Raw genomic sequence first — 13,944 nt, forward strand, 5'->3', positions numbered from 1 at the left:
GTGGTATAAGATTGTACGTTGTTCTTCTTAGATTTAAAGCGCGGTGCGCTGTTTTGTTTTTTGAAAAAGCGCGTATAAGCATCCGCAAGGTTGCGAACAGACGACTGAATCGCAATACTATCCACTTCTTTTAGCCAAACAAGCTCTTTCTTCATGGCAGGTAGTTTGGCAGAACATATACCATAGGTCAAGCCTTTTCCTGTCTCTTTGTATGCGTGATCCCATAAGGATAGGAAATGATTGAATACAAAGCGAGAACACCCAATCGTTTTATTAATTAGAATTGCTTGTGCTTGATTTGGATAGATACGAAACTTATAGGCTTTATTCATCATTATTTGATTCACCCCCATTTCGGTATATGACTATTATACACCAAACGTATATTCGGTAGGTAGTGACGTAATACTTTCTATATGTCGAACAATTAAGATGGCTTCCTGCCATCCCTTGTTCAAAGCCAATTCATCTTCCACCTACTCACTGGACTGTGACCCTTCACGCTCCTTGAGGAAGGAGTCTTCTTGGCTAAAATGATAAATTAATATATTTTTAAACTTCGCTTGTTTTTAACCAGTGCTAACTTTCTCGTAAACACTATGATTATTAACGGTTTTTAATGCAATTATGACTTTAAAATTTACAAAATTAATATAAAGTTTCCTTTTTAATTTATAACATATACTTAACTAAATACTAATGAAAAAAAGCCTCTTTTCTCGTTGAAAAGAGGCTTTTTACCGTATCATATTAAGTTATTTGGGTACTAGTAATAGTAAGTAATGTACTGGGATACAATTTATTTACTATGCAACTAAGTATAACATGTATATATCATAAAAGACTGTGTCAAATTTACGAATATATATAGTATCAAAAATACTTATAGCTAACCAAGTACTGAAGTTAAACTATTTTCACACTTCTGCAGTTGACTAAAATTTAAATGAAACATTAAATTGAGACTAATTATCCAATGTTCTTATCTCTTCGGGAGTATCTTTGTATTTTTTATTTTCTTTCAACAATCTATAAAACTCACCTTTTAATACATTTTTTTCGCGCTCTAGTTTCTTTTGATGCTTAGTCAATTCATTTATACGCTTCGCACTTTCTTGTATTTTTAAATAGATGCTCATAATCAACCTCCCAATAAATTATGCTTAAATATATGAGGTTTTTGTAGAAAAAATACGGTGAAATTTTTTCTATAAAGGAAGCTTTTCTCTGGTAGTCATTATAGCCTTGCTATTTGGAGTTTATGTAGAGACATAAAAACTTCATGGGAAAATTATCTTTACATCCTATAAGCTTTAGGGGCATGCGATAGTTTATATGCATAATAACACTAAAAAGAAAGAGGTAATCAAGATGTCACTGGAAACAAACATTTATTCTTTCTTTATTAGATGTACAACTGTGAATTCCTCATCATTCGGATTATAGTCGCATACAAGTAAAAAAACAAAAATTAAATTCAGCACCGTACTCAAATAAGTACGCAAGAGCAAATAAAGAAAATTAGACATTTATACTTGTATATAAATTAACCGGTTCCTTATATGTTAAGGAACCGGTTGTTGACTTATTAAAAAGTTATATTTTATTAATTATTTCCTGGGTCTCTAGATTCCACTTCGCATTCATTATATTCTTTAGTAGTACCTAATCCTGAATTCCCACCTTCAATAAATGAGGGGTTTCTTTGCTTCGGGCCAATCTCATCTTGAAAAATATTAACTTGATCTTGGTTAGACTCACTTATATCTTCTTGAATAAAAACATGTGTTACATACCCTATCAAAATACCAATTATAACCAGACTACCGCAAAAAACTACCTTAATCCATGTTCCCTTCATTCCTCTTTTAGGTGTAAAAAAGTATAAATTGAACTTACAGTTACTCTGAAGTTATGTCATCCTTTGTTTTTTCTAAAGTAAACACATTCCTTTTTCAAGAAACATCTTGTACAACTAAATTCTGTTTTTGTAGATAAACAGCTTTATCTGACTGTTTAGCTACGTCTTGTGAATGAGTTACAACAATAATACATTTATTTTCTTTATGCGCTAACTCTTTAAACAATTCAATAATTTCCATAGACGTTTCTTGATCTAAGTTTCCAGTCGGCTCATCTGCAATTAACAAATTTACATTACAAGATAATGCACGAGCGATTGCGACACGTTGTTGTTGCCCACCGCTAAGCTGTAACACATTCCTTTTAGCTTCTATTTCTGTCAATCCTACTTTTTTTAGTAGATCCAATGCTCTTATCTTTTTATCTTTTACATCGACTCCTGTTATTTCCATTGCTGTTATAACATTTTGAAGTGCAGTCATATAAGTAATAAGATTATAAGATTGAAAGATAATTGATACATACTGATTTCGATAGGAGTCGAGACCAATTTTACGTATATCCGTTCCTTTATATAAGACATATCCACTTTTGGGAACGTCTAATCCACTGGCTAAACTAAGAGTTGTTGTTTTTCCTGAACCGGATGGCCCTAAGATAGTATAAAAACTTCCAGTTTGAAAAGAAAAATTTACATTTTGTAAGATTGTAGTTCTCTTATTATTACTTTCATAATGATAATTGATATTTTTAAACTGTAAAATTGTCTCCATATAAATTCTCCTTATTCGTCTTTTAATAAAATCTGTTTTGGATTTAAACGAAGAATGGATAATGCCGGAAGAATTGTTGCTAGCATAGCGATTCCTAATCCAATCCCCCCTACTTTTCCTAAATCTTCAGTTGAAATACTTACATCGATATTATCAACCGGATCTACGTCTGGAGCAGGGTTACCACTAAGTAGTGCTATAGGATCTTCCGGTTTATCTTCATTCTTTGCTATTTCACTAGCTAACAGATTATCACCAACTTTTTGAGAAACTTTCTCTCCTGTTGCTAAAGATAAACCAAAAGCTAATACAGCAATACATAATACCTCAACTAGTAATTGACCCATTAATTTCCACTTTTTCTCGCCTATAGATAACAAAATTCCCATTTCTTTTCTACGTTCCTTAATAGAGAGCATAATTATTAATCCTAAAATCGTTGCACCTGCAATAGACACCATAATTACAATCGTTTTCGAAAAAGATGCAATATTTTCGATTGGACCAATCATCTGTTTATAAACGTTATCTTGTGCATCTAATTCATAGTACGTTGGTAACCCCAATTTTTTTGCTTCTTCTTTAAATGCATCAATATCCTTAGGGTCCTTTAATGAATAGATTGCATTTTCCATTGAATTCATAACAGAATATGGTACATATATTTGATTAGCAGGCTCTAATAAAGCAAAAGATTGTCCCCCAAAAGATGAGGCCTCTTCTTTAGACTCATAAATCCCTATAATCTCCAGCTCTTTCGTGGTAAGTTCCTCATCCATTACTTCACCTATTTGCAGTTTATCACCCACTTTTAAATTGTTTTTTTCAGCTAGCCTTTTTTCAATCATTGCAACGTTTTTCCCTACTGTTTTTGGCGTAATTCCCTTTCCTTCAACTAGCTTTAATTTTTTGTCTTGAGCAGCTTCTAAGAAAGAAAAGTCTCTAACACCCTGTAAAGTAAAATTTAAATTATTATTTGGGCCAAATGATTGAGCTCCTCCAAGTGATTCGACATAATCGAGCTCTTTCAGCTCAGCATTAGCACTTTTTAGATAATTATAGTGATCTAAATACTTAGAGTTCTTTAATTTATCAACTTCCTTCTCTTCGATAGCAGGTACCGTTCTTGTTCCACCAGTATTTTGATCACTGTTTATATATTTATTTATATCTATTTTTAAGTTAACATTCGCTCCTAATTGTTGTCTGGCCAAATCGGTGGCCTTACTTGATGCACTTTGAATTGTAAATCCAGCAAATACCAAATTAATTACAACTAGAAAAATAGCAAGTAATATAAGTGACTTTCCCTTTCTTGATTTTAAACTTAAAAATGATCGTTTGATAAAATTCATGTTCTCTAGCCTCCTTGATGCCATAGTAAAGTATCAATCTGAAGTTTATATGTGGATTGTCTAGAGATATGTGGAGTTTATCTGTAGATTCTGGTGCAAGAACTTCAAGATAATTGCAAGTAACCTTTTAAATTTGGACATATAAACTGTGATTTAGACCATAACCTTGCCACCTTAGCAAATTTATGCTTACAACGATAAAATTTTAAATCCATCATAAAATCGCTTAAAATTATAAAGGCATTAAAAATAAGGTTTTACCAAACCCACTTAATAACACTTAATTATAGGAGCATTATCGCACATTATAACTTAAACTAACTTGCATAATAACTTACTTTAACTTAATATATTCTTATGGAGGTTACTTATGAATCAAGAAGAACGATTGATACGAGTCTTTAATTATTTAGAAACAAATAAAACTATGAATATAAAAAAAATGTGTGAAATGTTTCATATCTCAAGAGATACTGCAAGAAGAGATATAGTAAAACTTTCAAAAAACAAAGCAATAGTTAGAACTTATGGCGGAGTGGCTTTAGCTACTTTTCATAAGAAAATTGATACTTATCAAGTGCGGTCACAGACTGAATTAGAAACGAAAAAATTGATTGGAATGAAAGCTGCAAATATAATTGCAAACAATGACATGATTTATTTAGACGTTTCAACAACTGTCAACTTTGTAGCGCAACATTTACAATCAAAGAACGTAACTATAGTGACGAACTCTATTGATACTGCTTATATGTTAGCTCAATCTGAAGGTACGACTATTCACCTTTTGGGAGGAACTTTAAATAAGGTTTCTCGACATACTACGGGGACTTCTACCACTGAAAAACTCAAAGATTATCACTTTGACAAGGTATTCATTGGGACCGCAGGTATTACAGAAGACGGGATATACTATGGTTTTGAAGAAGATATTTATTTCAAACGTGAATTAATAAAACATGCTGATCAAGTTATTTTAGTGGCAGATCACACTAAATGGAATCAGCGACGAAATTATAAGGGTTTAACGGTTGAATCTATAGACACATTTATTACAAATCAAGTTATGTCTAATGATTTATATAATACTTTGAAAGAAAACGGTGTTGAAGTAGTAATTGCAAGTGAAGATTAAAAAATCGGGAGGCTTTATTTTGATTACATCTCTTGTTTTTGACGTAGACGGCACAATTTTAGATACAGAAAAAGCAATATTAAAATCCTTACAAAAAGTTTTAAAAGAAGAACTAAAGGAAATTTATGCGTTACAGGATTTAAGATTTGCATTAGGAATTCCTGGAAAAGAAACCTTAAAAAAATTAAATGTACAAAATATAGACGTTGTTCATCCGAAATGGTGCGAATCTGTACTAGATTTTTCCCATGAAGTTTCGGTGTTTGAAGAATTAGAGGACGTTATTAAAGAGTTATCCCTTAGTAAATTAAAGCTTGGGATTGTTACATCAAAAACTAAGCAAGAATTAATAGACGAATTCGACCCATTTGGTCTAAGTGATCATTTTGAACATATAATTTGTGCGTGTGATACGGATAAACACAAACCACACCCTGAACCATTATTAGCCTGTTTGAAACAATTAGATGTTCCTAATGATGAGTCAGTATACATAGGAGACTCTATATACGATATGAAATGTGCGAAAAGTGCTGGTGTTAAATTCGCACTCGCTTTATGGGGTTCAAAGACAAAAGAAGGTTTTGAAAAAGCTGATTATATATTAAATACCCCAAAAGATATTTTGGATTTAATTTAATCAAGTTTCTTTCTATTAAAGACATTAAGTTACTCACTAAAAAGTCGATTTCTTAACGTACAGGAAATCGACTTTTTAGTTATAGGATTAGCGAAAGAAATTCGGTTATTGCTGGTGCTATCTTTCAGTGAAGGCTTTATTGATACTCTAGGTTTTTTTGCATAAAAACACCTTAACTCTAGTTATCTTTATGGTTCTTATTAAAGTTTCGGCAAGTTTATGGGTTAATAATTAACTTACGGCTATTTTATAGGGGTCACCATATATGCGCATCAACTTAAGTAAACAAATCCCATCCCAAAACGATAAAATAAGCTTTTTGAATGCTTTCCAGATCGCTTAGCTGGAGGGCATTTTTTGTTCACATGATTCTTGATATAGGAAAAGAATAAATATGATTTACTTAACATTAGCTCCCATTATCAGCAATTGGATAACTACTTAAAACTGAAAAGGAATTTGCCAATTTTTTTGCAAAACTCAATGGTGGTTCAACAGATTGGATATGAATATACATAATCAATGGTTTCATATATAACCAATGATTATGTAAGGCGCTAACAATAATCCCTTGTTGAACAATCGATTTCATATATAAAGGGATTTCTTCTTGTAAAATAGCGATTTCTCCAAAGTTCAATGCATTGCCAATTTGATCTAACGATTCAAAAGATATCCCAGCCGGTATCACTGAGGTGCTTGGTCGTCCTTGAACAAACACTTTAATATTACGACGCAAGGAGACAGAACAAACACCCTGATTTAAGTTACTTTTTCCATTAAGAATTTTAGCAAATTGTTCACAAAGGAAATTAAGATCGTTCATAAATCTAATACCCCTTCCTTATCAGATAAAAGTTACTTCATAAATATTAATACTCGCCCATCAGCTTTTATATAAGTAATTTAAGAAACTCTTATTTAGATAATAAAAAACAATGCATATCATAAGCACTTCTCATTTAATTTAAAAACACCAAAAATATATTTTAGGGGCGCTCTTAAAATATTAATCCCTGTCGGTACATGATTGTTTTTACGCAAAGATATCACCAGTTTAAAAAGTTATGTTTTTCTGGACAGATGAGAGTGAAACTGGATTTTGTAGGTAAAAAACATAACCCGGTAATTCAAATTAGTTCATATTTATCTAGTTAATACCTTTTAAGGGAATCCAATCTCTTTTTGATAATTCATATTTTATTCGCTTTCAAAAAAATATTCTGTATCAAAACATTCAACATCATTATACTTCCTCTTTCATTCATGTTTCTTTTTATCTCTTGAGAAACTTGGCAACAGAACCAAGAGATAAAAAGAAACATGAACTATTAATGCTATTGAACATAATAAATTCTTTTACAATTATACATACTATCCTTATATAGATTGTTATAATACGAACATGCAATCCCAAAAGGAGGAGCTACTTGTGTCTGAACATATAGAGATTATTTTGAGAACTCTGTTATCTTTCTCAATTTTATTTATCGGAGCTAAAATATTAGGAAAGCAAATTATCGCTGAAATGAATACCTTTGATTTTATTGGTGCTATCTCTATCGGGAGTATTATTGCAAATTTGGCATTTAATTTAAATGTAAAAACTCATCATGCAGTTATCGCTTTTCTTATTTTAGTATTTATCATTTTAATGGTTAGTTATATATCCATGAAAAGTCGGATAGGCAGAAAAATATTTGCAGGAAATCCAACAGTTATTATGGAAAACGGAAAAATTTTAGAAAATAACATGCGAAAAATGCGCTATTCTCTAGATTATTTAAACCAACAATTAAGAGAGAATGGCATTTTTAACATTGAAGAAGTTCTTTATGTCGTAGTTGAAACAAATGGTAGAATATCTGTTTTGAAAAAACCTGAATATCGTACTGTTACAAAACAAGATTTAAATATACCAACGAAAAAAGAGTGTACACTCCCCATCGAGCTAATTATGGATGGAGAAATTATGACAGAAAACCTAAGACAAAACAATCAGACGGAGTTAGAATTACAATGTGAACTAAAAAAACGTAACCTTCGCTACAATGATGTTACGTATGCTGTACTTGCTGCAAATGGAAATATCTACATTGATACATATAAAGATAACATTACTTCTCCAATGGACCAAGAATAGGCTATTTCTTTTAAAAACACACGTGAACATATATAAGCCTATCTCGGAGGAACAAAATCTCCCCATAACAAATTTTTCTCTCTACAGTTATTTATGAAAACGCCATTGACTAATTTGTTTATAGACAATGCCATTCAACCAAAATAAAAAGCTCTAGATTGATCATATTTTGAGATGGATTTCCATAGTTGAAAGTAAACCTCATTTACAATTTCATTTGTATCATAACCATTTTTAACTATAGCAAATACGGTGTCATATATTCTCTGAATTGTTAAATCAAATATATATTCAAAATCTTCTTCTTCACCGGATAACAGACGGTCTATCCAGTTGCTTATGTTGTCATTACTAGCCAAACAGGCATCCTCCTTAAAATTGATTTCACTATATATTGGACAGTAATCATGATAAAGCTCCAAGTTTGATGAAAAAATATATATTTATCATCTCTTTAGAAGTATATAGATTACGTTAAGCAATTAGGCTGGTGTAAATTCCAGTAAATCCAATGTTTCCCATTTAAATATGATAGAATAGAAATATATCTAAAGAGGAGGAAAAACAACTGAACTCAAACACAAAACAGTTTATTTATGATATCCAGAAAAGAAAGAACAATTATATGGAAGATGTATTAACAGCAATACAACACCCTAAAAAAGAGCAATCTGTACAGGTCATTCAAAATATAGTAGAGAAGATGGATATGATGATTAGTTTAGTTACTACCTACATGACTATTGAAGCAGAATCTATGAAAGAATTAAAAGAACTTCAGGAAGAAATTATACATGCTCAAGCTTATATTCAAAAACGAAAATTTGAAGAAACACAGAGATAAAACCCTGTGTTTTTATCCAGCAGTCTATGACGCCAATCTTTTATGAATCAAACTAGATGTAATTTGATTCTCAATTTAACTCGCGTTATGGAGTTTTGAGAATCCCTTAGCGTATAAAAACGTTAAAATGTGCGTGCTCCCCCTTTGTAACCTTAAAATTCATTCCAGCAATTCCTTACAACGTATATTTATATATGCAAACTCTAATTACAGACAAAGGGAGAAGAATGTTTATTATTCTCCTCCCTCGGTCTATTAACAATACTTGATTATAGCTCTGTAACCTTTTTTATTCATCACGTATTATTCTACGAATAGTTTAAGGTATAAGTACTTCTTATTTGATATTTAGTGCTGATTCACTGAAAACATATATTCTTTGTATGTTTTTCGTGTGGATAAAATAAGCCCCATCATTAACATGTTCGAAAATAAAGAGCTTCCGCCATATGATAAAAATGGAAGTGCAATACCTTTGACAGGCATTAATCCCACAATCATACCGATATTTTGAAAAAATTGTAACATTAGAACGCCTACAATTCCTGCACATAGTAAGGTGCCGAATAAATTATCTGCGGAATTACCAATTATAAGTATTCGGGAAAGCATTAAGAAGAATATACATATTATAAAAGTGGCAACTATAAAACCGCCTTCTTCGGCAATTGTGGCAAAAATGAAATCAGTATGTTTTTCTGGAATATAAACATTTCCAGAACCGAGGCCTTTTCCTTCTATCCCCCCACTACCAACAGCTAAAATTGATTGTTGAGTTTGATATCCCTGATCTGTATGCTGAAATGGATCTAACCAGCCTAAAATTCGCGATTGTTGGTGGGGCTTTAATAAAGTAACTAACTTATTGAAGAAAATATCTGGATATTTTACGTATATAAATATTAAAGCAGACAATACAGTCATCGGAATTCCTGCACATAGTACGATTAACTTTTTTTGGATTCCTGACATAAATATAATACATGCAATGGCTGCTATATATAGGAACACCATTCCCGTATCGGGTTGACTATATACAAGTAACGCAGGTGGAATAGTTATCAAACATATTTTACCAATCAAAAGTAAATCAGTTTGAAATGTCCGTGCCATATACTGTGCATTATGTTTTACGACTAAACTTGCGGCCAGAAGAATTAAGGCAAGCTTAAAAAATTCAGCTGGTTGAATAGCACCAATAATTGGAAATCTAAACCATCTTTTTGCCCCTAATATTTCAGGTGTAAAACTTGACACTGGTAATACCTTTAAAATGATAATTGAGATGAACCCCACAATATAAATCGGCCAAGCTAATTTTTGTAATTGATCTAAATCGATATTGGCAACAATTAATAATAGAACAAAACCTATGGCGTAATTTACCATTTGTTTCATAGCAAAATTTTGGTTGCCATATTGCCCGGTTTGCTGACTACTGTATATTGCAACAATACTGGTGACACATAATATGAATAAAATGAATATTAGTTTCTTATCTAATTTTTTTAAAAAAACTATTTTTCCCACCATTATCCCCCCTAGGCATTGTTGTATTTACTTTTTATAGGAACTATCCTGTTTTTTATGTGTACATTAACATTTATTAATATAATTTTACAATAATAAGGATAGATTGAACATTCTCAAAATTATCCATACTGATTAGACTACTTTAAAAAGGTGTATGATTAGTGTGGATAAGGAAAGTTTATTTAAATGGAGACATTATCAACCTAATATTATCTTGTTGAACGTGAAATGGTACCTACGGTAAAACCTAAATTTTCGTGACTTGGTGGAGTGCTTTTTAAATCCTGCCTACTTTGCATGAGTCACTCCAAACTTATCTGAACCAGACATGTAGTCAGACTATTTTTAGAATACGGGTATCACTATGACCTGATTTAATAGATCTCTCACATGAATCTTAAAGTTCTTACATTAAAAATTTTCTCAATTATATTTTGAATTTTTTCGGAGAAGTTCTTCAATAAGTTTTGCTTTTTCATTTACCTTTGTGGCATATGTGAAATCACCATAACAATATGGATACCTAAAATTATTTTTATTTCCACCACAAGTGTACATCTCTGGATTTTGATCAACTTTCATCTTAGAAAAATTTTTGGCCGAATCTTCCGAGTGTTGTTTAACTTCTTGACTCGCAATAAAATCAATATACCCTGGTCCCATATTATAGCTTTGAATAATTGTATCCATGCTAACATCTTTTTCCGTTCCATATTTGTACATTTGAGCAAAGTGTTTTACCCCTTGTTCAATGCTCAAGCTTGTCTCTTGAATTTCATTTGGCTTTAATCCCAGTGATTCAGAAGACTGCATAGGGTCGTTTCCCTCACCTCTACTCTCTTGGTACATAATTCCTAATAAAACTGCTGTTTTGTCTCCTAAATTATATTTTTCTAATTCTTTTTTCAAGGTAGACTCATATTGCAATACACGTTTTTCGGCAGCAATCGCTTTATTTCTTTGAATATTGGTTTTATGCTTAACATAAAATATTACAGACATGGTTCCTAAACCTAAAATACTAATAAAGAATAATATAATAAATCGTTTTTTAATCGTATGCTTCATACATTACTCCTCCTCCTATAAAAAATCCGTACCTCTTTGGACTCAAAATTATTTTTTTAGGTGTAAAGTTTAATATAGGAATTTAAAGAAAAAACAACCGCCTGAATTGGGGATTTTTCAAGGCGGGTTATTCTTTGAATCGTTTCCTTCTCCCTACAAGTATCACACTTTTTTTTTGAAACTTTTTGTTCTTTGTTTTGCCCAATTGATACATTTCTTTTCAATTAAATGATACGATAATATAGAACAAATTATTGTCGTTGTAATACATAAGATAAGAAGAAAAAGGGTAGGTATCTTTGCATACAAAAGTTTAAAGAGTACCATCGTGATTGGAAAATGACATAAATAGATACTATATGAAATTTCCCCTAAATATACAAATACACCCTTATTTAAAATAGCTTTTACCTTTAGGTTATTCATTGCCATAATGATTATTATACTCACACCAATTACGACACCCCAATCTTTTAATAAGAAAGTAGTATCATTACTAGAAAGCCCATAAATCATAATGGAATATAGATATAGAAAGATCCCTAATACGATAAGAAGTTTTCTGTTTAAGTTTTTCATCCTTTTATATAATTGAGTAAGTTCTTCCTGATGTTTAAAAAGTAGCATTCCAACCATAAACATAGATGTGAAATGCAGTGTATCGGCATAACCATTATAAAACCCCTCAGCTTTCCCAATATGCAACTTATTAAGGAAAATACCGATTAAAGAAAAGCTCATAGCAAACAGTATCGTTTTCTTCCAACTCTGTTTATAAAACAGAAGGAATAACAAGGGAAACACGATAGATATACGCATTTCTTGAGCTAATGACCAGATAACCGGATTATAATTATCCGTAAAAAAGTTATTAAGAAGTACAAAGTGATTCATAATATCTAATTTTGTTATAGGCCCTTGCCACTTATCATAGAACCAGTCTCGTAGTCCCGTAACTTCATATGGTGAAAACAAAATAAATAAAGCAAAGGTAATGATTATCCAAAAATAATAAGGAATATAGATTCTTACAAATCTCTTAATTAAATATCCCCAATAATTTGTTTTTGAATGATAGAGTGCCATAGATAGCACAAAACCACTGAGTACATAAAAAATGATCACAGCTTCCCCACCAGCCCATAAAAACCTAAGAGGGGAAAATTTAATAGAATTGGGCAACGAAGGTAGCATTAAACAAAAGTGCCCAAATACAACTGTAATTGCGGCTAAACCTCGTATTGAGTCTAATTCGTTTATTCTCTTACTCATAAAGTATTCTCCTTGTAAATTGTAGTTTTTGCCTTTTAATAAAGGTCATTAAACCCCTCAATACTACAAAAAAAGTTGTGTATCTTTTAAAGAGATTTTTCATATTCATACATAAATTATAGAAAGAAAAAATAAAATTTATCTAAAGTTTTTTTTAACATTTATCTAAAGTTTTTTAAAATGGTATTCATATTATATTAAAACGCATAAACATATTTATTTTAAATGTTAAAGTCTGTGTTTGTTCACAGCGTTTTTGTTGTAAAGAAAAATATATTGTAAAAACAAAACTGCCTTTGTATTTAAGCGTTTATTTAAGCCCTCAAGGCTGAGTAAGGTACCAGTGGCTGCATGAAGTTTACTACATAATTGTACTAAGGGAGCAATTGCTACTCGTTGACTGATTAAATTCTGTCTGTTTCTCTGCCCATTGAACACCCTTATTTTCAGTCCAACCTGAGGTATTAGTAACATGCTTTAATAGATCTGATCCTTTTAAACTTTTCTGTAATCCACGGTTAAATACACGTGTCATATTAGGTATTGTAATTCGAGTATTGGTTTCTGCATTTTTCAAATCTTCATTCGTTAAATCTCTGGGTGCTAATCCACCTCGATGAATTTGAAGCAGTCCAAGGGATGTGCCCTGATCTCCAACTGCATTTGGATCAAACTTGCTTTCAAGGTGCATATCCAACCATAATTAGTGATTGAGTATGCACCTTCAATTTTCCGGTTATTTTTTTATGAATATATTTTTGTACAAATGCGTTTTATATAGTGATTTCTAATAATAAGGAAGTAAATAATTTGCATACAAATAAGGCTTACTAATAATTGTTGAAGTTCATTGTACGTTGAAAAGGTGGAGTCTCTTTGAAGACTTAGCCTTTGTTTATATTGAGCGTGAATGGTTTCAATACCTTTTATCGTACGTGAAGCATGACGGAGATTTTGAAACCCTGCAGATTTGCCAAAACGTCTCGTTACATGCCTATACCCTTGTTCAATTAGATTGTTTAAATGCTTGATTGTACAATGGATTGTAGTTTGATAAGATCTCAATCCTAACATCAAACGAACTCTCATTTTAATAAAACGATGAAAATCTTCTTTCCTGTTTTTCTCTCTATTTTTTGGTTGCTTACATTAGAAATGCTCAACTGTATAATGACACATGTTAAACTTACAAATAGACTTGCTAATAACGTTTCATACTGATTATGCCTTTCTTTATGCTGTAATATTTAATAGACAACCTAAACAATAAAGTTGTTCCACATTTACAAAAAAAATAATTAAATATAAGATGAAATAG

Annotated in this window: 13 protein-coding genes and 4 pseudogenes; 5 read left to right on the plus strand and 12 right to left on the minus strand. The window is 31.4% G+C overall.

Annotated features, from left to right (window positions below; all coding sequences use genetic code 11):
- The 5 genes from QO049_RS29455 to QO049_RS29475 all read right to left on the minus strand — a co-directional run.
- Positions 1–335, minus strand: a 335-nt coding sequence (locus QO049_RS29455) for a helix-turn-helix domain-containing protein (RefSeq protein ID WP_284489761.1), incomplete at its 3' end; no start/stop codon positions are given.
- A gap of 630 nt (positions 336–965) precedes the next feature.
- On the minus strand, positions 966–1,139 hold the full coding sequence (locus QO049_RS29460; protein WP_246963660.1) for a hypothetical protein: 174 nt from the start codon (positions 1,137–1,139) through the stop codon (positions 966–968).
- 467 nt (positions 1,140–1,606) lie between these two features.
- Positions 1,607–1,861 carry a hypothetical protein gene (locus QO049_RS29465; protein ID WP_246963659.1) on the minus strand — a complete coding sequence of 85 codons (255 nt, stop codon included), beginning with the start codon at positions 1,859–1,861 and terminating at the stop codon, positions 1,607–1,609.
- A gap of 94 nt (positions 1,862–1,955) precedes the next feature.
- On the minus strand, positions 1,956–2,636 hold the full coding sequence (locus QO049_RS29470; protein ID WP_246963658.1) for an ABC transporter ATP-binding protein: 681 nt from the start codon (positions 2,634–2,636) through the stop codon (positions 1,956–1,958).
- 11 nt (positions 2,637–2,647) lie between these two features.
- Positions 2,648–3,991 carry an ABC transporter permease gene (locus QO049_RS29475; protein ID WP_246963657.1) on the minus strand — a complete coding sequence of 448 codons (1,344 nt, stop codon included), beginning with the start codon at positions 3,989–3,991 and terminating at the stop codon, positions 2,648–2,650.
- 370 nt (positions 3,992–4,361) lie between these two features.
- On the opposite strand from QO049_RS29475, the gene QO049_RS29480 reads away from it, so the two are divergent.
- Positions 4,362–5,126, plus strand: a complete 765-nt coding sequence (locus QO049_RS29480) for a DeoR/GlpR family DNA-binding transcription regulator (RefSeq protein WP_246963656.1) — start codon at positions 4,362–4,364, stop codon at positions 5,124–5,126.
- 19 nt (positions 5,127–5,145) lie between these two features.
- A complete protein-coding gene (locus QO049_RS29485) occupies positions 5,146–5,766 on the plus strand; it encodes an HAD family hydrolase (protein WP_246963780.1) in 621 nt (206 codons plus the stop codon).
- Positions 5,767–6,175: 409 nt separating this feature from the next.
- Here the strand turns inward: QO049_RS29485 and QO049_RS29490 are convergent, their stop codons facing one another.
- Positions 6,176–6,592, minus strand: coding sequence for a DUF1259 domain-containing protein (locus QO049_RS29490; protein WP_246963655.1), 417 nt, complete (start codon positions 6,590–6,592; stop codon positions 6,176–6,178).
- Between the two features lie 606 nt (positions 6,593–7,198).
- On the opposite strand from QO049_RS29490, the gene QO049_RS29495 reads away from it, so the two are divergent.
- Entirely contained in the window at positions 7,199–7,909 is a 711-nt protein-coding gene (locus tag QO049_RS29495; RefSeq protein WP_086422589.1) for a DUF421 domain-containing protein, read from the plus strand.
- Between the two features lie 99 nt (positions 7,910–8,008).
- Here QO049_RS29495 and QO049_RS29500 read toward each other — a convergent pair.
- Positions 8,009–8,268, minus strand: a pseudogene (locus QO049_RS29500) (sigma factor); the annotation flags it as partial.
- Between the two features lie 209 nt (positions 8,269–8,477).
- Here QO049_RS29500 and QO049_RS29505 point away from each other — a divergent pair.
- Positions 8,478–8,753 carry a hypothetical protein gene (locus tag QO049_RS29505; RefSeq protein ID WP_246963779.1) on the plus strand — a complete coding sequence of 92 codons (276 nt, stop codon included), beginning with the start codon at positions 8,478–8,480 and terminating at the stop codon, positions 8,751–8,753.
- A gap of 348 nt (positions 8,754–9,101) precedes the next feature.
- Here QO049_RS29505 and QO049_RS29510 read toward each other — a convergent pair whose 3' ends face one another.
- Positions 9,102–10,286, minus strand: a complete 1,185-nt coding sequence (locus QO049_RS29510) for an FtsW/RodA/SpoVE family cell cycle protein (RefSeq protein WP_284489762.1) — start codon at positions 10,284–10,286, stop codon at positions 9,102–9,104.
- Between the two features lie 163 nt (positions 10,287–10,449).
- Here QO049_RS29510 and QO049_RS29515 point away from each other — a divergent pair.
- A pseudogene (locus tag QO049_RS29515) lies at positions 10,450–10,527 on the plus strand (IS6 family transposase); the annotation flags it as partial.
- 182 nt (positions 10,528–10,709) lie between these two features.
- Here QO049_RS29515 and QO049_RS29520 read toward each other — a convergent pair.
- From QO049_RS29520 to QO049_RS29540, 4 genes and pseudogenes are all read right to left on the minus strand, one after another.
- Positions 10,710–11,354: a lysozyme family protein gene (locus QO049_RS29520; RefSeq protein ID WP_284489763.1), complete on the minus strand. Its 645-nt coding sequence runs from the start codon at positions 11,352–11,354 to the stop codon at positions 10,710–10,712.
- Positions 11,355–11,516: 162 nt separating this feature from the next.
- Positions 11,517–12,626, minus strand: a complete 1,110-nt coding sequence (locus QO049_RS29525) for an acyltransferase family protein (RefSeq protein ID WP_284489764.1) — start codon at positions 12,624–12,626, stop codon at positions 11,517–11,519.
- A 361-nt stretch (positions 12,627–12,987) separates the two neighbouring features.
- A pseudogene (locus QO049_RS29535) lies at positions 12,988–13,308 on the minus strand (transglycosylase); the annotation flags it as partial.
- Between the two features lie 149 nt (positions 13,309–13,457).
- Positions 13,458–13,682: pseudogene (locus QO049_RS29540) on the minus strand (DDE-type integrase/transposase/recombinase); the annotation flags it as partial.
- Positions 13,683–13,944 lie beyond the last annotated feature (262 nt).

It is taken from the genome of Bacillus sp. RB3 (assembly GCF_030164735.1).
Lineage (GTDB): Bacteria > Bacillota > Bacilli > Bacillales > Bacillaceae_G > Bacillus_A > Bacillus_A cereus.